The organism is Lysinibacillus sp. Bpr_S20, from assembly GCF_023337835.1.
In the GTDB taxonomy this organism is placed as follows: Bacteria; Bacillota; Bacilli; order Bacillales_A; family Planococcaceae; genus Lysinibacillus.
Window position 1 is genome coordinate 249080 of the sequence record NZ_JALNLQ010000002.1, and the last position, 21036, is coordinate 270115.

The 21036-nt window shown below is 37.8% G+C and carries 21 protein-coding genes; 13 read left to right on the forward strand and 8 right to left on the reverse strand.

Translation table 11 applies throughout. The annotated features are described in order from the left end of the window. Positions 1 to 281 precede the first annotated feature (281 nt). Both MWJ95_RS05705 and MWJ95_RS05710 read right to left on the reverse strand, forming a co-directional pair. Positions 282 to 512 (reverse strand): hypothetical protein, encoded by a 231-nt coding sequence (locus MWJ95_RS05705; RefSeq protein ID WP_249104703.1) that lies wholly within the window; start codon positions 510 to 512, stop codon positions 282 to 284. A gap of 13 nt (positions 513 to 525) precedes the next feature. After that, positions 526 to 702, reverse strand: a complete 177-nt coding sequence (locus MWJ95_RS05710; protein ID WP_249104704.1) for a hypothetical protein — start codon at positions 700 to 702, stop codon at positions 526 to 528. Positions 703 to 1055: 353 nt separating this feature from the next. On the opposite strand from MWJ95_RS05710, the gene MWJ95_RS05715 reads away from it, so the two are divergent. Beyond that, positions 1056 to 1655 carry a TetR/AcrR family transcriptional regulator gene (locus tag MWJ95_RS05715; protein ID WP_249104705.1) on the forward strand — a complete coding sequence of 200 codons (600 nt, stop codon included), beginning with the start codon at positions 1056 to 1058 and terminating at the stop codon, positions 1653 to 1655. A gap of 65 nt (positions 1656 to 1720) precedes the next feature. Here MWJ95_RS05715 and MWJ95_RS05720 read toward each other — a convergent pair whose 3' ends face one another. Both MWJ95_RS05720 and brnQ read right to left on the reverse strand, forming a co-directional pair. After that, positions 1721 to 3106, reverse strand: a complete 1386-nt coding sequence (locus tag MWJ95_RS05720; RefSeq protein ID WP_249104707.1) for a S41 family peptidase — start codon at positions 3104 to 3106, stop codon at positions 1721 to 1723. Positions 3107 to 3292: 186 nt separating this feature from the next. Next, complete coding sequence (gene brnQ / locus MWJ95_RS05725; protein WP_249104709.1) at positions 3293 to 4645, reverse strand: branched-chain amino acid transport system II carrier protein; 1353 nt, start codon at positions 4643 to 4645, stop codon at positions 3293 to 3295. A 249-nt stretch (positions 4646 to 4894) separates the two neighbouring features. Here brnQ and MWJ95_RS05730 point away from each other — a divergent pair, with 249 nt between their 5' ends. Further along, on the forward strand, positions 4895 to 5794 hold the full coding sequence (locus MWJ95_RS05730) for a C40 family peptidase (protein ID WP_249104711.1): 900 nt from the start codon (positions 4895 to 4897) through the stop codon (positions 5792 to 5794). 377 nt (positions 5795 to 6171) lie between these two features. On the opposite strand, the gene MWJ95_RS05735 is transcribed toward MWJ95_RS05730, so the two are convergent. Next, positions 6172 to 7074: an accessory Sec system S-layer assembly protein gene (locus MWJ95_RS05735; RefSeq protein ID WP_249073466.1), complete on the reverse strand. Its 903-nt coding sequence runs from the start codon at positions 7072 to 7074 to the stop codon at positions 6172 to 6174. Then, a complete protein-coding gene (gene secA2 / locus MWJ95_RS05740) occupies positions 7074 to 9437 on the reverse strand; it encodes an accessory Sec system translocase SecA2 (RefSeq protein WP_249073465.1) in 2364 nt (787 codons plus the stop codon). The genes MWJ95_RS05735 and secA2 overlap by 1 nt, the downstream gene beginning before the upstream one ends. A gap of 224 nt (positions 9438 to 9661) precedes the next feature. Between secA2 and MWJ95_RS05745 the strand changes: the two genes are divergently transcribed. Further along, the gene (locus MWJ95_RS05745) at positions 9662 to 10726 is read left to right on the forward strand and encodes a glycosyltransferase family 4 protein (RefSeq protein WP_249073464.1); all 1065 of its coding nucleotides are present in this window, start codon (positions 9662 to 9664) and stop codon (positions 10724 to 10726) included. A gap of 314 nt (positions 10727 to 11040) precedes the next feature. On the opposite strand, the gene MWJ95_RS05750 is transcribed toward MWJ95_RS05745, so the two are convergent. Beyond that, the gene (locus tag MWJ95_RS05750) at positions 11041 to 12099 is read right to left on the reverse strand and encodes an LCP family protein (protein WP_249073463.1); all 1059 of its coding nucleotides are present in this window, start codon (positions 12097 to 12099) and stop codon (positions 11041 to 11043) included. 138 nt (positions 12100 to 12237) lie between these two features. Continuing rightward, positions 12238 to 12873 (reverse strand): YigZ family protein, encoded by a 636-nt coding sequence (locus MWJ95_RS05755; RefSeq protein WP_249073462.1) that lies wholly within the window; start codon positions 12871 to 12873, stop codon positions 12238 to 12240. A 155-nt stretch (positions 12874 to 13028) separates the two neighbouring features. On the opposite strand from MWJ95_RS05755, the gene MWJ95_RS05760 reads away from it, so the two are divergent. From MWJ95_RS05760 to MWJ95_RS05805, 10 genes are all read left to right on the forward strand, one after another. After that, complete coding sequence (locus MWJ95_RS05760; protein ID WP_249073461.1) at positions 13029 to 14177, forward strand: sensor histidine kinase; 1149 nt, start codon at positions 13029 to 13031, stop codon at positions 14175 to 14177. 34 nt (positions 14178 to 14211) lie between these two features. Continuing rightward, a complete protein-coding gene (locus MWJ95_RS05765; protein ID WP_249073460.1) occupies positions 14212 to 14886 on the forward strand; it encodes a response regulator in 675 nt (224 codons plus the stop codon). A 363-nt stretch (positions 14887 to 15249) separates the two neighbouring features. Continuing rightward, a complete protein-coding gene (locus tag MWJ95_RS05770) occupies positions 15250 to 15798 on the forward strand; it encodes a nuclear transport factor 2 family protein (RefSeq protein ID WP_249073459.1) in 549 nt (182 codons plus the stop codon). 450 nt (positions 15799 to 16248) lie between these two features. Beyond that, a complete protein-coding gene (locus MWJ95_RS05775) occupies positions 16249 to 16395 on the forward strand; it encodes a hypothetical protein (protein ID WP_249104712.1) in 147 nt (48 codons plus the stop codon). A 14-nt stretch (positions 16396 to 16409) separates the two neighbouring features. Further along, positions 16410 to 17252 carry a DegV family protein gene (locus MWJ95_RS05780; RefSeq protein ID WP_249073458.1) on the forward strand — a complete coding sequence of 281 codons (843 nt, stop codon included), beginning with the start codon at positions 16410 to 16412 and terminating at the stop codon, positions 17250 to 17252. Between the two features lie 413 nt (positions 17253 to 17665). Beyond that, positions 17666 to 19033, forward strand: coding sequence for an ATP-dependent helicase ComFA (locus MWJ95_RS05785; RefSeq protein WP_249104714.1), 1368 nt, complete (start codon positions 17666 to 17668; stop codon positions 19031 to 19033). Next, positions 19030 to 19620, forward strand: a complete 591-nt coding sequence (locus tag MWJ95_RS05790; protein WP_249073457.1) for a ComF family protein — start codon at positions 19030 to 19032, stop codon at positions 19618 to 19620. The genes MWJ95_RS05785 and MWJ95_RS05790 overlap by 4 nt, the downstream gene beginning before the upstream one ends. A gap of 80 nt (positions 19621 to 19700) precedes the next feature. Continuing rightward, positions 19701 to 20114, forward strand: coding sequence for a TIGR03826 family flagellar region protein (locus tag MWJ95_RS05795; RefSeq protein ID WP_249073456.1), 414 nt, complete (start codon positions 19701 to 19703; stop codon positions 20112 to 20114). 119 nt (positions 20115 to 20233) lie between these two features. After that, the gene (flgM, locus tag MWJ95_RS05800; RefSeq protein ID WP_249073455.1) at positions 20234 to 20494 is read left to right on the forward strand and encodes a flagellar biosynthesis anti-sigma factor FlgM; all 261 of its coding nucleotides are present in this window, start codon (positions 20234 to 20236) and stop codon (positions 20492 to 20494) included. Between the two features lie 27 nt (positions 20495 to 20521). After that, on the forward strand, positions 20522 to 21022 hold the full coding sequence (locus tag MWJ95_RS05805; protein WP_249104716.1) for a flagellar protein FlgN: 501 nt from the start codon (positions 20522 to 20524) through the stop codon (positions 21020 to 21022). Positions 21023 to 21036 lie beyond the last annotated feature (14 nt).

Consider the following 21036-nt stretch of genomic DNA (forward strand, 5'->3'; position numbering starts at 1 on the left):
AGTGAAGTGGGAATCTAAGCAAGAATTAGATACCCACTTTTTTATTTTGTTCAATGGACACTAAAGTTACTAGCTGCAAAAAAGTTGTTATTTTTATAATATTTTATAGTGAAAAAAAAGGAGCTGTATTATAATTAGTTTTAACTTACTTTCAGTAAATATCTTTTGTAACGTAAGTGAAACGGCAGTTACAGAAGTTTCCACTTATATAGGTGGTGTGATAAATGCGGATTTAAGTTACTTTTAAGTGGGTATCCGAAGAGCTGTTGAAATAGAGGAACTCAGTGTAAGAACGCCACGTCCTGTGGCAATTTATCTGTGAGAAAGCATAGCAGCAAAAGGAACAACACACGATTGAGTGACCAACATAATGCTGCTGCCGCTACGTTAGCACTACGCTTTCGCGCAAAAAACCATAATGCTGCTGTCGCTACGTTAGCACTACGCTTTCGCGCAAAAAACCATAATGCTGCTGTCGCTACGTTAGCACTACGCTTTCGCGCAAAAACCATAATGCTGCTGTCGCTACGTTAGCACTACGCTTTCGCGCAAAAAACATAATGCTGCTGCCGCTACGTTAGCACTACGCTTTCGCGCAAAAAACCATAATGCTGCTGTCGCTACGTTAGCACTACGCTTTCGCGCAAAAAACCATAATGCTGCTGTCGCTACGTTAGCACTACGCTTTCGCGCAAAAACCATAATGCTGCTGTCGCTACGTTAGCACTACGCTTTCGCGCAAAAACCATAATGCTGCTGTCGCTACGTTAGCACTACGCTTTCGCGCAAAAACCATAATGCTGCTGTCGCTACGTTAGCACTACGCTTTCGCGCAAAAACCATAATGCTGCTGTCGCTACGTTAGCACTACGCTTTCGCGCAAAAAACATCTGTCGGCCCTCGTGCATGCCTAAACATAAAGCCGATTCCGGACGCAATTATGCCGAGGCATAATTAATTCAGTGTGGAATTTTTTATGAACATATGGATAATATCGCAGTGCTCTGTATGCATAAAGGACTAAGTCTACTACAAATTATGATAAGGGAGGAAGTATGGCAAGAGGTAGGAAGGTTAATTCAAATGGTGAACGAAGTAAACAATTATTACTTGAAAAAGCTTTAGAGTTATTTTCTGAAAAAGGTTATCACGAAACCAAAATTAGTGATATTGTAAAAGCTGCTCATGTAACACAGCCAACTTTTTATTTATATTTTGAAAGCAAGGACTCTCTCTACAACGATCTGAATTCACGATTTCAACGTGGATTTGATGAAATTATGAATAAACAATCAGAAGAAGTTGAAGAGGGATTAGAAGGCTTTGTTAGAGAGCTAAAGCAAAAAGTTCATATGTTATTCGTTTACATAATCGAAAACCCAAAATTAACAAAAATCGGATTATTTGAATCTGAGCAGTCACTTGCAGTTAAATCTCGACTTACACAGCAATTTACTCACCTTATACATCGTTATGATTGTGCCCATATAATACAATCATATTGTGTAGACCAAGACATCGTTGTAGATAGTTTTGTAGGGTCCTTAGAGCGTTTAATACTAACTAATTTACTTGAACACAAAAAACTACCATGCGAGTTAGCGAGCGACTTAGTTCATTTATACTTTGTAAGAGAAATTTCTCAGGCCGAATAAAGGGCTTGGTTCGTTATAAATAAAAAAATTCCTCTCATCACTAATAAAGGATGAGAGGAATTTTTTTATTTCTTAACTGTAATATGAAGATAAGCGCCTTTTTGAAGCTTATTGCCTGTTTCTTTTTGAATAGATGGATGAACAAGTAGCATATACTCTTGCCCACTGTTTAACGGCTTTAATGGAGTAACAAGTAATGAACGACCATTAACTTTTGTAGAAATAGGTACCTCGTTACCTCCTAAAGCGACGAGTTGTACACTACCATTAGCAATCTGTGAAGAGAGTGCTTGAGAGAATTTCACCGTAAAGGTTTTAGAAGCTGCTACATTTTTTAAGCTTGCAAGTTCTTTATAATTTGTATGTTGTGCTTTTATTGCATCATAATGTGCCTGGAAGATAGGAGCAGTCTTTGTAGGGATGTTCGGTTTTACTCCAACTTCATTAATTGTTTTTCCTAAAGGGCCTGTAAAATTACCGACAGTCAGCTTTAAATAGCTACCATCTTGCAATTCAAAAAAGCCTTGCATACAGCCTTTTCCATACGTATTTTCTCCATATAAAATAGCAGATTGCTGATCTTGTAATGATGCTGCTAACATTTCAGAGGCGCTAGCACTATAGCGATTTACAAGAATACGAGTATCAGCTGGGAATTTTTCATTTTGAATGCCAGCACGTACTTTGTAAGAGGCGTGTGCTTGTTCTAGTAAATAAGCTATTTTCGCCTTTGGGAATAGCCCTGCCATCTCCTCAGCTGTTGTCACATAGCCGCCGCCATTGTTTTGTAAATCAACGATAAAAGAAGTTGCGCCACGCTGTTTTAATTGAATAAGCGCATTTTTTACTAGTTTTGCACCGTCTTCTGAGAATGATGACATAGCAATATATCCGACATCCCCAAATAATAATTCAGATTCCACATTCGGTAATGTGAATTTTTTTCTTATGACGTTTGTCGTAGAAGTTGTCCCATCTGCATGCTGGAGTGTCACTTCTATTGTAGTGTCTTCATCTCCAATTAACAGGGAGGAGGCTTCTTGTGTAGAGGTTCCTACTACGGATTGTCCGTTAATGGCAGTAATAATGTCTCCAGCAACTACACCCGCATCCGATGCGCCGCTGTCCTCAAACACTTGTAAAATATGAATACCGTCTTCATGTTCTTCGATGATCACACCAATCCCAATTGTTGATAGATCGATGCTATTTATAAAATCCTCAAATTCTTTTTTCGTAAAATATGTAGAATAAGGGTCTAGCATATCAATGATTTCAGAAATTGTTTTAGCTTTTTGCAAGTTGCCATGGATGGTTCCTACATAATTTTCCTCGATAATTCCTTTGATTTCTTTTACAAGCTGCTGTTCATTGCCTGCAGCAGAAGCATTGGTAAATGGAATGATGAAAAAGCTTAGAACAAATACGAATGACCACAATACTTTTTTCATTGGACACCTCTTTTCGAATTTCCTTTAGTATACATGATTTTCCATATGAGCGTGAATAGGGAAAGTAGAGGAATTATGACAAAAAAAATCTGTTAGCCTTTTGCGAATAAGTAAGTTTATGCAAGATTCATAGACCGTCGTTGTCTATAGGAAGCTTGAGGCTTATTCGCAAAAAGCAAGCAGATTCTAGTTAGATGAAGAAATTAGAGAAGTCTTCTTTGATTTTTTTGTGAGGTTATGAATAATCAAGCCGATCAGCGCACCAATGATTGCAGGTACAAGCCATGCAAGACTTTGCTCGTATAATGGTAGAGCTTTTAAAATGTTCACATATGGAGCAATATGAATCTCCATTTGCTTTAAACCATCATTCAGACTAACAAAGAATGTAGGAATTAACGCTAAAATGTAAACAATTTTTCCGCCTTTAAAGAAGTGATCGAAAAGTGACAGAACCATTAATACCATTGCAAGCGGATAGATGATTAATAATACAGGTAGTGATGCACTAATAATTGTAGAAAGACCTACATTTGTTATAGCTGCACTGAATATTGTGAAAATTACTAAAAACGTTTTATACGAAACTTTAGGAAATAGTTTATTGAAAAATTGAGCATTGGCAGTTAGTAAACCTACAGCAGTAGATATACATGCTAGTAAAATTGTAGCAGATAATATAATAGTCCCGAGTCTACCGAATAGAGCCTCAGCTGACTTCGCTATGATTGTACCGCCGTTATCAAAAGTTCCTATTGCATTGATACTAGTGTTACCAATTTGTCCAAGTGCGATATAGACAAATGATAAGCCAATAGCCGCAATAATTCCTGCGAAAATTGTCGTTTTGACTTGCTTTTTAGTATTTGACATACCCATGTCGCGCAATGCTTGTAAAATAACGATTCCGAAAACAAGTGCACTTAGTACATCCATTGTTAAATAGCCTTGCACAAAGCCCTCAGTCAATGGTGTCTCCGTATATTTTCCTAAAGCTGCTCCTGGTTCACCCATTGGTGAAATAAAGCTCTTAATAGCTAGTAATAGAATAACACCTAATAGAACAGGCGTTAAAATTTTCCCTACGCGATCGACAAGCTTTGAAGGGTTAATCGCTAATAATAGTATTAAGGCGAAAAATATGATTGAAGTAATGAAAAGAGGCGCCCAATGATCCGTTAATCCCTCTGGAAGAAATGGGACGATCCCGATTTCAAAGGATACAGACCCCGTACGTGGCACTGCAAAAAATGGTCCAATCGCCAAATATACGATTGATGTAAAAATAACACCAAAGGTAGGGCCAACACGATTCGCTAGTATTTGTAAATCGCCACCCGCCTTCGCAATCGCAACAATGGCTAATAGCGGTAATCCAACACCTGTTATTAAAAAGCCGATCATGGCTGTCGTTATATGTTCACCAGCTTGTTGACCTAATAATGGGGGGAAGATAATATTTCCGGCGCCTAAGAATAAGGCAAATAATAGTAAACCTACTGCTAAATTCTCTTTGATGAAAAGCAAAATGTTTTTCATAAAAATTAAAACTCCTTTAAAATTGAAAAGATGAAACTTTCTAAAAATTTTAAATACTGATGTGTATGTTATCATATGAATACTAATCTTGCAATTAATATTCTCCTACAATTTGTCAGAATCTGTCGGAATCAGCAAGATTCCTAAATTGTTTGAAAAATAGTCAGTTTTTCCGATACCTCAATTCAAAAATCTCTAGTATGATAGACACACAAGGAAATATTTTAGCACGAACGGAGGCAAATTGATATGAAAAAAACAAAAAAATTAAGAATCCTTGCATTAAGCACTATTGCTACTTCTTTTTTAGCATTTCAAACTGCAGAAGCAGCTACGTATACGGTGCAAAAAGGCGACACTCTAACGAAAATCGCTCAAAACCATAAAGTAACAGTTCAAGACATAAAAAGCTGGAACAATTTAAAGAATGATATGATTTATGTCGCACAAAAGCTTGAAGTTTCAAAACAAGCTACTAATGTTGTGGTAAAACCCTCGAATCCATCAACTACAAAACCGACAACACCATCAAAACCCGCAACTGCTTCCCATACAGTAGTTAAAGGTGATACATTGTCCAAAATTGCTAAGCAATATAATGTGATAGTTAAGGACATCAAAGACTGGAATGGTCTTAAGACAGACACGATTTATATTGGACAGGTGTTAAAATTATCTTCGGTAGCTTCAATACCCGAGAATGAAACAGTACATAATAACGGATCTTCAGATGCAGGAACATCCACATCTAAAGATCCTGCTGCTAATGGACAAGCTATTTATAAGAAAACAGTAGAAGTAGCCAAGTCATTAGTAGGAACACCATATCTTTACGGTGGCAACACATCGGAAGGTTTAGATTGTAGTGGCCTTATTTACTATGCCTTTAATCAAGGCGGTTTAAAAATTGGAAGAGACAGTAGCGAAGGATATTTTTACGGTAATACAACACAAGTTAAAAATCCGGTAGCGGGAGATTTAGTATTTTTCCAAAATACTTATAAAGACGGAATATCCCATATGGGTATTTATCTAGGCAACAATAAATTTGTCCACGCGGGGTCAGACGGTGTTGAAATTTCAGACGTTACATACTCTTACTGGTCAACAAGATTAGTAGCTTATAAACGATTGGACGCTATTAAATAAAGTAAAAGCGATTTTTGCCTATACGGGAAAAATCGCTTTTTTCATGGAGATGAAGGCGGACAACGCTGATAAAAGTGTGCATATAGCTGATAAAAAGTGAACAACGCTGATAAAGTGTAGAACATCGCTGATAGAAGTGGGATCGCCGATAAAATCGAAGAATCGCTGATAAAACCAGATAAAACGCTGATAAAAGGTAGAATATCGCTGATAAAGGTAGAACATCGCTACTAAAGCGAACAAACGAAAAATCCCTTCTTTCAATAGGAAAGAAGGGTTTTCGATGTTGCATTAATGGGCATTCATGTATAGAGAAGCGTTAAGTTTAAGGCTCTCACTCCGAGTGTAAGGAGATTATTTGCCCGTAAAGTGTCACTTTATTGTGTTACACGTGCTGTCCAACGAGAAAGGTCGGCATCTTTTGCGTCAACAAGCTCTGCAGGGAAGATAAATGTCCATGGCTTTGTTGAGTTTGGTTGCACAGTTAATATTGGATCCATTTTAAATGAACCTTTAGCAATTTGTTTGCCTGTTGCATCAATAATTTCTAGTGGTAATTGTTCTAGGTTAATCGCTTTATTATGTCCGTTACGGATGAAGATAGACACATTTAAATTACCGTTATCAGCAAGTTTCGCTTGTAGGCCGGTGAAGTTTACTTCTGTTTCACCTAACTTCGGTAAAGTTTTTACGATGTTGGCAAGTTCCTCTTTTTGTGCGGCAGGGAGTTGCTTTTCCCATGATGGATCTAATTCTAATTGGTGACCGCGAAGAGAAACAAGGTTGAATGCAATTTTCCAGCCATCTTCTGGTACTTTATCGACTTTGATCGTTGATTTTTCAAAATCAAATACCCATGGACGAGCACTTTCTGCTGGAATTGTTCCAAGTGCTGCGAAGTCGAATGTTTTCGATGCTACAAGCTCATCATTTTTATCCATAATGAATAGTTCAATTTCACCTAGCTCAATCGCTTGAGGTAAGGATGAGCGGAAAAATGCACGCACTTGCCATTTTTTTGAGCGTTTGTCTTCTTCAATACTAATAGAAGAAAGTGATAATTGATTTGGTTTCAACGGTTCTAGCTCATTAGCAAGGAAGTTGAATATATACTTTTGCTCCTGAGGTACTTCCCAATCTGGATGGTATGATAATTTCGTCACAACATCTCGGTTATTGTTTGTATTTTCTACCTTGATGTTTTGCAGTAAATCCTTAGAATCGATTGTATTTTCTTGCCCAAGTTTATCTGATTTTTTAAAGAATGAGAATAAGCCCATTATTGTACCTCCATTTGTGCTTCAATCATTTTCATGAAGCCTGTAATTTCTATAATGATAGAACGACGTAATTCTTGGAAATTCTTGCCGAATAATTCTAGGCCTTCACGTTGGTAAATTCGCATCGGGTCTTCTTGTTGGTAATGACGTAAGCCGATACCTTCTTTTAAGTGTGCCATGTTTTCTAAATGTTTCACCCAGCTACTATCAAGATAGCTTAGCATTACTTGTGGGATAACAGCCATTACTTCATCATTGCCAGCAAACTGTTCCATGCGATCAAGCAACTCTTGTTCAGAAGGCTGAATATCAGCTAAAATTTGTTTTACTTTGCCCACTTCACGGTCAATTGTGACAGGCGTCATAAATAGTGAATTGAGAGAGCGTTCCATTTGATCATAATCCCATTCCACTGAAGGGAGTTCATCTGGAGCGGCTTCTCTTACAGCAAAATCAACTGTTTCACTTAGCATTTTTTTCAGCTCACCCATTAAATCTTCACCAGCTAAAATTTTATCGCGTAGACCGTAAATAACTGTACGCTGGTCATTGATCACATCATCTAATTTTAGGTTGTATTCACGCATACCGTATTGAGAGCCTTCTACAATACGTTGTGTACGGTTAATGAGTTCTTGAACTTCTTTATTTTGGATGATGCCTTTTTCATCGACAACCATTTTTTCTGAGAATTTTTCAACCTCTTCTTTTGCATAACGGCGGAACATATCATCTTCAATAGAGAGAATGAAGCGGGTTTCACCGATGTCGCCTTGGCGACCTGAACGACCACGTAGCTGATTATCTACACGACGGCTTTCATGCTTTTCGGTACCGATGACAAATAAGCCTCCAAGCTCGTGAACTTCTTCAGCTAGCATAATATCTGTACCACGGCCAGCCATATTGGTTGCTACAGTAATACGCCCTTTTTGACCTGCCTGTGAAATCAGCTCAACTTCTTGCTCAACTGTTTTAGCATTCAGCAATTGGAACGTTAAGCCTTCCTTCTTTAAATGTTCGGCAACTGTTTCAGATTGCAGTATTGACGTTGTCCCAATTAAAACAGGTTGTCCTTTTTCATGACGACGTTTAGCTTCGGCAGCCACGTACTTATATTTATCTTCCTGTTTTTTGAAGATAATATCAGGCTGATCGACACGTTTACGAGGACGGTTTGTTGGAATTTGAATAACTTCCATGCCGTACACTTCACGAATTTCTTTTTCCTGTGTTTTCGCTGTACCCGTCATCCCAGAAAGCTTAGGATACATACGGAAGTAGTTCTGAATGGTAATCTGTGCTTGTGCTTTATTTTCTTCAGTAATCGTTACGCCTTCTTTTGCTTCAATCGCTTGATGTAAGCCATCAGATAGTGAACGACCTTCTAAAATACGACCTGTGAACATATCAACAAGCTCGATTTTGTCATCTTTTACGATATAATCAACATCACGCTTGAACATTACGTGTGCACGAACTGCTTGGATCACGTAATGGTAAAGTGTTTGGTGTTCCAGATCATATAGATTATCAACATTGAAGGCAGCCTCAACCTTTTCAATGCCTTTATCAGTTAAAGAAGTAGCTTTTGTTTCATCATCAAAATCGTAATCTTCTTCTTCTTTAAAACGTTTAGCTAGCATAGAGGAAATGCGGTGTAGTTCATCATTCGCTCCCATTTTCCCAGCGATAATAAGCGGTGTTTTTGCCTCATCAATCAGTACACTATCGACTTCATCGATAATGGCGAAGTGATAAGGACGTTGTACTTTATCAGCCAAGCTATGTGCCATGTTGTCGCGTAAGTAGTCAAATCCGAACTCAGTACCGACACCATATGTAATATCTGCGTTATAGGCTTCTTTTTTTTCATCCGGCTCCATCATTGGGATATTTAAACCAACTGTTAAGCCAAGGAAACGATGAATTTGGCCGACAAGCTCGTAGTCACGCTTAGCTAGATAGTCATTAACTGTAATGACGTGAACGCCTTTACCTTCTAATGCGCGTACATATGAAGGAAGGGAAGCGACAAGCGTTTTACCTTCACCTGTAGGCATTTCTGCAATATTGCCTTCAGTTAAAACAAGGCCACCGATAAGCTGTACATCAAAATGACGCATACCTAATACACGTTTTGAGGCTTCGCGTACTACAGCAAATGCGTCCGGGATGATAGATGTAATTGGTTCACCTTGTTCTAAACGATCCTTGAAAATAAAAGTCATTTCTTTTAATTCTTCATCTGACTTATTCACATAATTTTCTTCAAGACTATTAATTTGATCTACTATTTTATAGTAGCGCTTTAATTGACGAGCACTAGTTTGCTCATTGTTGCGTTTAAAAATTGAGAACATGAAATTTACGCTCCTTTTAAGTTGTCTAAATGCTAGACACTCCATTATTTTATCAAATTTTACGAATGATGACTAGATTTGACATGCAGCATTCTTCCATTTCAAAAAAAGGAATAATATTTGTGAAATGGTGGAAAATAAATAGAAAAAGTATATTTCGGCGTCTGTTCGTGCTATAATCAATTAGAATTTAAATGTAGATTATTTTTTTGAGGAGGAGAGACATGCTCTACGTGTCTTTAATAGCAGCATTTGTTGCTTCAATATTGTTAACTCCACTAGTTAAACGATTAGCATTCAGAATAGGTGCTGTTGATGCACCGAACTATCGAAAAGTACATGCACGAATTATGCCAAGACTTGGGGGATTGGCGATTTTCCTTGCGTTTTTAATAGCTGTGGCTATTTTCCGGCCGATATTGATATACAATGAACATGGTAGTGATTTTTTACTGGCAATTATAATTGGGGCTTGTATTATCGTAGCAACAGGTGTCATAGACGATATGCGTGAAATTTCCGCAAAAGCCAAATTAGTAGGTCAACTTGTTGCGGCACTTATTGTCATTTTTGTAGGTGGCATTCATATTGAGATGATTAATTTACCATTTTTTGGCGAATTAAATTTTGGATTACTAAGTATCCCTTTAACAGTTATTTGGATTGTTGGTATTACAAATGCCATTAATTTAATCGATGGTTTAGATGGCTTAGCGGCAGGTGTTTCAACGATTGCCCTCATAACTTTAGCGGCTATGGCATTTATCATGAGCAATATGTTCGTTTTAGCAATTGCAGCCATTTTAGCAGCAGCAACATTTGGATTTTTATTTTACAATTTCCACCCAGCGAAAATCTTCATGGGAGATACGGGAGCCTTATTCCTTGGCTTTATGATATCAGTGCTCGCATTGCTTGGATTTAAAAATGTAACGGTCGTAACATTAATTATTCCGGTTATTATACTAGGTGTGCCAATTTCTGATACATTCTTTGCGATTGTTCGTCGCGTACGTATGAAGAAAAAATGGTCTGATCCAGATAAATCACACTTGCATCACCGTTTACTAGATATGGGCTTCACACATCGTCAAACAGTACTTATTATTTATGGGATTGCTATCATGTTTGGTTTAGCAGCCATCATCTTCTCAATGGCAAAAGTATGGGGCGCCATTTTACTCGTAGCTGTCATTTTAACAGCCATTGAAATTTTGGTTGAAGTCATTGGACTGGCGGGTAAAAACTATAAACCACTGTTGAATTTTGTGCGGATATTTAATAAATAAAACATTCAAGCAACCATCCACTTTATGGATGGTTGCTTTTTTAATTGGTGCTCGGATAAAGAGAAAAACGGCAATGTGCGTTCTTGCTTGATTAGCGGCGGAATTTTGGGGTTTAGCGGTGTTCTTTGCTTGGTTAGCGGCGCAACTTCGTGTTTTAGCGGCGTTCCTCCTTAGGTTAGCGGCGGAACTCATACTTTTAGTGGCGAATCGCGATAAAATAACATGGAGCAAAACTCAGGTCAATAAGTGCTACAAGATCATGCCATACAAAAAGCCTTTCCACAAATATATTTAACGTGGAAAGGCTTTTGCAGTTATTGAGCGTTATTGCTATCAGTGGCATCATCGCCAACAGCGTTAGCATTATTAGTATTTTTATTCGTTAAGCTACTAGACGCTTTTTTGGTGTCAAGATGGTTATTAAGAGTTTCAGACACTTCATCAACCGATTCTTGATTTAATTTATAGTAGTAAACACCAGTAGACATATCATCTGTACCTTCTAATGTTAAAGAATCAATACGTGGCATCCCTTGTGTTAAATAAGATAGGAATGACTTCATTTCGCTAAATGTCATATTTGTCTTCATATTATCACCAAGTGCTTTAATGACATCATCGTATTTTGTAATAGATCCTACAGAAGAAACTTTATTGATGATCGCTGTTAAAATTTCTTGTTGACGCTTGCCGCGTTCAATATCACTGTCTTGCTTACGTGTTCTTGCGAGTGCAAGTGCCTGACTTCCGTTTAAGTGCTGTAAACCAGGCTCTAAGTTGATGGCGTTGCGATCGAATTCATCTTTTTCGTGTAACTTATAAGGCACTTCAGCTTCAATTCCACCTAATGCATCCACAACATCAATAAACGCATTAAAGTTCATACGTACATAATAGTCAATTGGCACATCTAATAGTTGTTCTACAGTATCAATTGTTGAAAGTGTTCCTCCATAGGCATGTGCATGAGTAATTTTATCCTTATGTTCTACAGAAGGAATGTAAACATACGAATCTCGAGGGATACTGAGCATTTTCACCGTTTTCGTTTTATTGTTTAATGTTGCTAGAATGAGCGCGTCTGAACGTGAATTCTCAGAGCCTTGTCCTCGGTTTTCACTATCATCTACACCGACAAATAGGACTGAAACATTATCATGAATTGGTTCTACCTTCGCATCACGAAGTGCAGAAATGTCTCGACCTTCTAATTCTTCATGCGCTGAGTCAATAGCATGTTTTGCTTGCTTCGCAATATATACGCCATATGCCGTCGCGCAAATTAGTAAACTAGCAACAAGAAGAATGGAAACTTTTATAATTATAGAAGTTTTGGAAGACTTCTTTTTGCTTTTTTTATTTCTATTTTTCATTTTTAATATATTCTCCTCTGAATTTTCGGAATAATAATGCGGTTAAACTAAACTTTATTCAAACAAATGTGCAAATGATAAAATAGCTCAATATTAAAATTATACTATGGATATTTAGTTTTCGACAATTAAAACTATTTATTTCACAACAAATTCAATAAATTGAGCATTCTCAAAAGTAATGTTTGCTTGTCCGTTTGTCAGTTCTGTTACCCAGTTTCGGAACGGTTCTTCTTCCTCTTTTAACACGGAAACAATAATTTCGACGCCTTCCAAGTAGCGAATTTCTTCTAAAGTATACGAAGAACCTCGAATTTCATTTTCTACTTTACCAAGCCATGTGTAATCAACAGCAATTTTCATGAAATGGTGAAGCTTACGTTCAACTACTTGAGCAGCAAGCAAACCTTCTGTTGTCGCTTTTCCGTACGCACGAATAAGACCGCCACCGCCAAGCTTAATGCCACCAAAGTAGCGTGTGACGACAACGACCGTATCCTTTAACCCTTGTTTTTTTAGGACTTCTAACATAGGGACGCCTGCTGTGCCGCTAGGTTCCCCATCATCATTTGCTTTTTGAATATGATCATGTTCTCCGATAATATAGGCTGAACAATTATGTGTTGCATTATGGTGCAATTTTTTTATGCGTTCAATAAAAGAAATTGCATCCTCTTCCGTTTCTACACGTTCTATATAAGTAAGGAAACGAGATTTTGAAATAACAATTTCACTTTCTCCATATCCTTTTACAGTTAAATAGTTTTCTCTCATCGATATCAATCTCCTTTAAAGTAGTTCTATTCTATAATTTTCATAAAGAAAAAGCATTAATTTTTAACATGAGGATGCTATAATAGGTATAGACTATGTAATTGGTCTATTGAAAATAGTTAGTAATCATAAGACATTAGACTGGGGAGTATACTATGTTTTCAAATGATACCTTCGATTTAAAGTCGCTTGATGACATATTTAATCGAATGTTAGAAACAATCATGAGCTCAAAAGATGATATCTTTATTATAAGTGAACAAAGCCGAAGAAGTTTCGAAGATATGCAAAACGAGCTAGAAATTGTTCGAAAACAAGTTTCAATTGTTATTGATGAAGGCGATGCTTTAGAAAAAAGTACACAGCTTGCTAAGCAAAGACTTGTGCTAGTGAGTAAAGCTTTTGATAATTATACCGAAGAACAAGTTAGAGAAGCATATGAAACTGCACAGGATTTTCAAGTGAAGCTCTCTGTTATTAGAACACAGGAAAAGCAGCTACGTGATAAAAGAGATGATTTAGAGAGAAGATTAAGAGCATTACTCGATACTATTGAACGTGCAGATCATATTGTCAATCAAGTAAATGTCGTTTTGAATTACTTAACTTCAGATTTAAAGAATGTTGGTTTAGCACTTGAACAAGCAAAAATGAAACAAGATTTTGGTATACGTATTATTGCAGCACAAGAAGAGGAGCGTAAACGCCTATCTAGGGAAATTCATGATGGGCCTGCTCAAATGCTAGCAAATGTACTTATGCGCACTGATTTAATAGACAGAACGTATCGTGAAAAGGGCATTGACAATGCTTTAGCTGAAATTGCCGATTTAAAGAAAACCGTACGTAATGCATTATCAGAGGTGCGACGTATAATCTATGATTTAAGACCAATGGCACTTGATGATTTAGGTATTGTTCCGACATTAAAAAAATACTTATCGACCGTTACTGAATATAATCCCGGTGTTGAAGTTCATTTTCAATCGAGGAGCACCGAAAAGCGTATACCATCAAACTATGAAATATCTATTTTCCGATTAGTGCAAGAGTGTGTAACAAATGCCATGAAGCACGGGAAATGTAAGGATATTTGGGTAAAACTTGAATGGTTGAAGAATGCCGTAAATATTGTTGTAAAGGACAATGGCATAGGTTTTGATTCGCAGAAAGTTAAAGATCATTCTTTTGGGATTTTAGGTATGAAAGAACGTATCGAAATTTTGGATGGGACAATCTCAATTAAAAGTGAGGTAAATCGAGGTACGACGGTTTTATTTAAAATTCCGTTAGAAGTAGCGTAAAACGATTGTTGGAGAATTTAGGGGGTAAAGACAAATGACGAAGATTATTATTGTAGACGATCACCAGCTATTCCGCGAAGGAGTAAAGCGTATTTTAGATTTTGAAGATACGTTTGACGTAGTAGCAGAAGGTGACGATGGTACAGATGTGGTTTCTTTATATGCTGAAAATCAACCAGATGTAGTATTAATGGATATAAATATGCCGGGGAAAAATGGAGTAGAGGCAACGGCAGATTTAATAAATGAATTCCCAGATGCAAAGGTTATTATGTTATCTATTCATGATGATGAAACATACGTAACACACGCACTAAAATCTGGATCACTTGGCTATATGCTAAAAGAGATGGATGCTGACGAAATCGTTGAAGCTATTAAAGTAGTTGCGAATGGTGGATCTTACCTACATCCAAAAGTAACTAAAAATTTAGTAGCGGAATTCCGTCGTCTTTCTGAGCATGAAAATAAAGGTAACTTCCATCAAACAGAAATTCGTCGTCCATTCCATTTACTAACAAAACGTGAATGTGAAGTATTACAATTATTAACAGATGGGCAATCTAACCGTACAATTGGTGAGACACTGTTCATTTCTGAAAAAACAGTTAAAAACCACGTTTCAAGCATTTTACAAAAAATGAATGTAAACGACCGTACACAAGCTGTTGTGACAGCCATCAAAAATGGCTGGGTTGAAGTACGTTAATAACATACATGAACTTAACTATCAGCGGGTGTCCAAACATCCGCTGACATAGAGGAACTCAAGAATGAACGCCAGGTCCTGCGGCAAATGCAGACTTAAGCACAAAGCTGAGTCCTACGAGGCATAATCGATAGCTGTTTTTAAAGGCTACTATATTATATAGTAGTTTTTAAAACAGTTTTTTTAATATAAGTATGCCGCTGCTCTTTTGTGGCGAAATTTATACATAATGATCACATAAATCGTGCAACATTTTAATAGTACGCGCGTCATAAGGAAGATGTAGCACCTAAATGTTGAAAAAGCACAACAAAATTCCTGCAACGGGATTTATATGCTACAATATGCGCGGGAGGTTTTTTTATGTTAAAGAAAAGTTTTTTAGCAGTTTTTACCTTATTAATGTTAACTGCATTAATGTTAACTGCCTGTGGTAATAAAAAAGAAGAAATGAGTTCAGAAGATAGACAAAAAATCATTGATGATGGAACTGTAGGGTTTGAAGCGAATGGTGGGAAAATAACAAAGGCAGAAAATGTCCCTGCTGATGAAGAAAAAGCGATATTAGCAGCCTTTAATGAATATATTGCAGCTCTCAATTCAAAAGAAATTGATCGTTATATGCAAACACTCTCAAAGAATCCAAAAGGTTTCAATTATGAAGAAGAAAAAGAATATATTACAGACGTATTTAAACAGTCAGACGTTAAACGTGATGCTAAAAATACTACAATTATAAAATATAGCACGGATGAAGCGCAGGTTTATTCAAATCTAACATCGCATGTTGTACAAACTAAAACAAATGTAAAGCATGAAAGTGCAGGACAACAAGTGACAGTATTCGTTAAAGAAGATGGACATTGGAAGGTTACAAGTGTCTTTTATACTGAATCGAGTACTGGCAGATAAAGTTAGGATATCTTCATGAAAGGCTCATCACTAAAAGTTGAGGTTGAGTGATTTTAGGGCATAGCGACAAAGATAAGACACTAGTGGAACGACGGGCAAAAAGCCTTGTGATAACGTTCATTGGACTTGCCTATGGAAATCAGCCTTAGGTTAGGTGATGAGCCTATATTCTTTAATCGAATAAAGTTCAACCTCTGGTACTAAGAGAAATACATAGAAAATGAATGTGAAATGAATGCTAAGATAACAATTTAGCAGACGTCTAGAATGATGAAAGAGTGAAGTGGACTTACTTCTATTCGACATTCAGACAGATTACGTAATGTCGTAATTCATTTCACATTCATTTCTTTTTTTAGTGGGTTCCTACTGAATGACGATAAAGCAAGCATCATTCAAAACCCAGACAACATTTTTTTATCTGTAGCGAAAGCGAAGCGGCAGCAACAAATGTTTACTGTAGCGAAAGCAAAGCGACAGCAACAATTTTTTTCTGTGCGAAAGCGAAGCGACAGCAACAAATGTTTTATCTGTGCGAAAGCGAAGCGACAGCAACAATTGCGCCGAGGCGCAATTGATTGTAAACTATTAGAATAGGAGAGTGGACATGGATGAGGACAGCAATCGTAACAGATAGTACTGCATATATTTCGGCCGAGGAACGAGCGCGCTTAAACATTCATATGATTCCGTTAAGTGTAAATATCTCAGGACAACTATTTGCAGAAGAAGTAGATATCACGGCATCTGAATTTTATGATAAAGTACGCGGGGCAAAAGAATTCCCGAAAACAACCCAGCCCCCAATTGGAGAATTTGTTGCTCTCTTTGAAGAGCTTTCAAAAGAGTATGACGAAGTAATTTCTATTCATTTATCAAGTGGAATCAGTGGAACATATCAAGGTGCCATTCAAGCAGGCGAGATGGTAGAAGGCATTGATGTGTATGCTTTTGATAGTGAAATATCCTGTGCGGTACAGGGTTTTTATGTTCTACGAGCAGCTGAAATGGCAGCACAAGGCTTTTCCGCAAAAGAAATTCTTGCTACATTGGCGGACATGAAGCAAACAATTCGTGCTTACTTCATTGTAGATGACTTAGCGCACTTACAACGAGGGGGACGTCTGTCTGCAGCAGCAGCATTAATTGGCGGCTTATTACAAGTAAAGCCAGTACTGCATTTTATGGACAAGGTCATTGTACCTTTTGAAAAAATTCGTACACGTAAAAAAGCATTAAAGCGTGCAGAGGAGCTACTAGCAGAGGATGCTAGTAAGTATGAAGCAATGGACGCTGTCGTGATCCATGCCAATTGTCAGGCAGAAGCCGAAGAATGGCTAGCACAATTAGCAGCAACCTACCCGAATGTTAACTTTAAATTAAGTTATTTCGGTCCCGTCATTGGCACACACCTGGGCGAAGGCTCAATGGGGCTAGGCTGGACAAAAAAATAATCTTCAGTGAGACAGTCTCTACATTAAATTTGTAGAGGCTGTTTTTTTATTTTGCGAAAATACCATATTGCCAGGGGAAGTTGGGATACTAGGTGGTAGATTTCGGATATATCTGATGAAAATATGAGAATCGCTGATAAAAGTAAAAGAATCGCTGATAAAGTAATGAACATCGCTGATAAAGTAATGAACATCGCTGATAAAAGTTCGAGAATCGCTGATATACCAATGAATATCGCTGATAAAAGTACAGAAATCGCTGATAAACTTTGAACAACGCTGGGGAAGTAGGGATTTTGCGGTAGATTTCGGATATATCTGATGAAAATATGAGAATCGCTGATAAAGTAATGAACATCGCTGATAAAAGTACAGAAATCGCTGATAAACCCCAAAACGAAAGGAGCAATGCAATGAAATACAAAGGTTGGTTGTTGCCACCTGCATTACGAGATTTTCATGAAGGACGTATTTGGTTAAAGGAGCATACTCCATTCCAAATGGAAGATATCGAGAAAGCAATCCATCGTAAATACTTCCATATAATAGAAGGAATTCAAAAAGAGCCACATCTTAGATGCAATCGTTGTCATAATGATGATCCTCAGCAATTTACAACATTTGATTGTTCGAAATGCCAGCAGCCATGTGTATATTGTAGACATTGTTTGAATATGGGCAGAGTGAGTAGCTGTACGCAATTGATAACTTGGACGGGCCCTCGGGCAATAAGAACAAGAAAGCATGCGCTCAAATGGGCGGGGCAATTTACAGTGCTTCAAGAGCAGGCGGCAAATGAAATGCTAGAAAGTGTGAAAGCACAACGTTCCCATCTTATTCATGCGGTATGTGGGGCAGGGAAAACGGAGCTACTTTTTCCGACTGTACATTATGCGCTAGAGCAGGGCTTACGGGTATGTATCGCTACGCCTCGTACTGATGTAGTGCTAGAGTTATATCCACGCTTTCAAGCAGTTTTCCCGCAAACGGTGATCCATGCACTATATGGTGGATCACCAAAGCAGGAGGGGTATGCGCAGCTTGTGTTGGCGACAACTCATCAGCTATATCGTTTTGAACGAGCGTTTGACGTGATGATTGTTGATGAAGCTGATGCATTTCCCTATACATTTGACGAAACCTTGCAAAGCGCTGTGCAAAAGGCTAAAGCGGAAAACGCACCAATATTGGTGGTCACAGCAACACCTTCACATAAATTACTGACTCAGTATCAACAGGAAAGCTATTCATTTATCCCAAAGCGCTATCATAACCGTCCATTACCGGTCCCTCGATTTCATTCCTTATGGAACTATGAAAAAAGCTTGAAACGGGGAAAGATTCCGCGAAAGCTAAAGCAATGGACAGAGGAACGCCTAGCACGAAAAGAGCCTTTTCTATTATTTTTCCCGAAAGTAGAGTTAATGAAAATAGCTACGCCACTTTTTCAGCAATTAGATGGAAGCATCATGGCGGTACATGCTGAAGATCCTGAGCGTAAAGAAAAAGTGCTTAAACTCCGTCAAGAAGAAGTTCCAGGTTTACTGACAACGACTATTTTAGAAAGAGGAATTACAATCAAGAATGTACAGGTTGCCGTTATTGGGGCAGAATCAACAATTTTTACTTCTAGTGCACTTATACAAATCGCTGGGCGAGTTGGCCGAAATGCTGATTTTGCAGATGGAGACGTCGTATTTTTTCATCATGGTATTACGATTGAAATGGATGATGCGCGTACAAAAATTCTTAATTATAATAAGAAAGGATTTTCACAATGAATAAAATGGAAACACTTTGCTTGCTATGCTCACAGCCTTTGCAATCAGTAATCTCATGGAAACTACTTTTAACCAAACAATTTCAACCGACCATCTGTGAAAGATGCTCAGCTAAATTTGAATATTCCTCAACGGCATCAGCATTTTATCAGTATAACGATGCCATGAAAGATTATTTGCATCAATATAAATTTCTTCAGGATGTCGCACTTGCTAAAGTATTTCGGCAGAAACTATATGCCCGGTTTAAACATGAAAAAGCAACTATCATTCCTATTCCTATGCATCCTCTCAAGCTAAGGGAACGTACCTTTTCGCATATGGAGGAGTTATTAAAGGCTGCTCATATTCCTTTTATACAACTTTTAGAAAAGACAACAGCAGAAACGCAAAGCTCCAAAAATAGAGAGCAACGAATCCAAGCAGCTCCCCTTTTCCGTCTGATGGATGGAGCGCATGTTGAACATAAAGAATATCTTCTTTTTGACGATATAAAAACGACAGGAACAACTTTACAGCACGCCACCGAGCTATTACTGAAGGCAGGTGCAAAAAATGTAAAAAGCTTCACACTAATTAATGGATGAAATTACAAACGCATTGTGTATAATAGATTACGAGTATATAAGGTTCGTTTAGCTGTTATATGGAAAAGGAGGAAGAGTAGATGGCAGAGGTTCGTAATTGTCCGAAATGTAATGAGTTTTTTAATTATATCGGGGTCAGAGAAGTATGTCATAAATGTGCTCAATCTGAAGAGGAATTATATCAAATCGTTTATCGCTTTTTACGTAAACGTGAAAACCGTGCGGCGACAGTAGAACGTATTGTTGAAGCAACGGGAGCTGAAGAGGAGCTATTGTATAAATGGGTACGCAAAGGGCGCTTACAGCCTGCAATGTTCCCGAATCTTGGCTACCCATGTGATAACTGTGGTCATTTAACGACGAAAGGCAAGCTTTGTACAAAATGTCAGGATGAATTGAAGTCGGAGCTACGTACATTTGAAGCGGCGAAAGAGTTCCGTGACAGTGTGGCGGATCATGATCGTGTAACGTATCACTCAGATCGAAAACGTTAAGGGCTTAAAGTGTGTTAATTTTAAACAAAATTAGCACACTTTTTTATATTTGAAAACTTAACATTATGTGAGACAATCCGAAATAATAGGAAGAAAGCTTTTTGATAGGGGGGTATTATATGAAAATTACATCTTATGGGATTAATGCAGTGAACGCCTATAAAAATCAGGTGCGCAATGTAAAATCAGACACTAACAAAGCATCCTTCGCAGATAAAATCGAAATTTCAAAGACTGCACAGGAGATGCAAGGGATTTCAACATACAACACAGAGCGTGCAGAACGCGTAAAACAATTAAAAGAAGATATCGCTTCTGGCGAATACAAAGTGGACGCTCGCAAAGTGGCAGAAGATATGCTGAAATATTATCGTTTCTAAGGAATAACAGAAAGGGTGCTTCACAATATGTCTGTAGAGGCGATCTGTTCTACATTAACAAAGCTAGAAAGAATGCACAAAAGCTTACTTGAACTAGCCAATAAAAAAACTGAAATCATTACAGTTGGGGATATCGAAGCATTGGACCAAATGCTCAAGGATGAGCAGGCGCATGTAGCGGCCATCGATAAGCTCGAGCAACAGCGTCAGAAACAGGTAACGGATTACCTTGAGGCAAAAGGATTTGCTTCAACTGACAAAGCAACTGTCGCTGATGTCATCGAGGCTGCTGAACATCAGACTGAAAAAGATTCGCTTTCAGCAGTGCGCAATCGATTATTGCAAATCATCAACGACTTAAAAAATCAAAACGATTTAAATCAAAAATTAGTGTTCCAATCACTACAATTTGTCAATCTAACACTGGGTTCCTTACGACCTCAGAACGAGCAAATGAATTACTCGGGCAGTGAGATACGCGGAACAAATAAAGTTACCAAAAAATCATTTTTTGATTCTCAAGCATAGTTTCTTGCACCCAC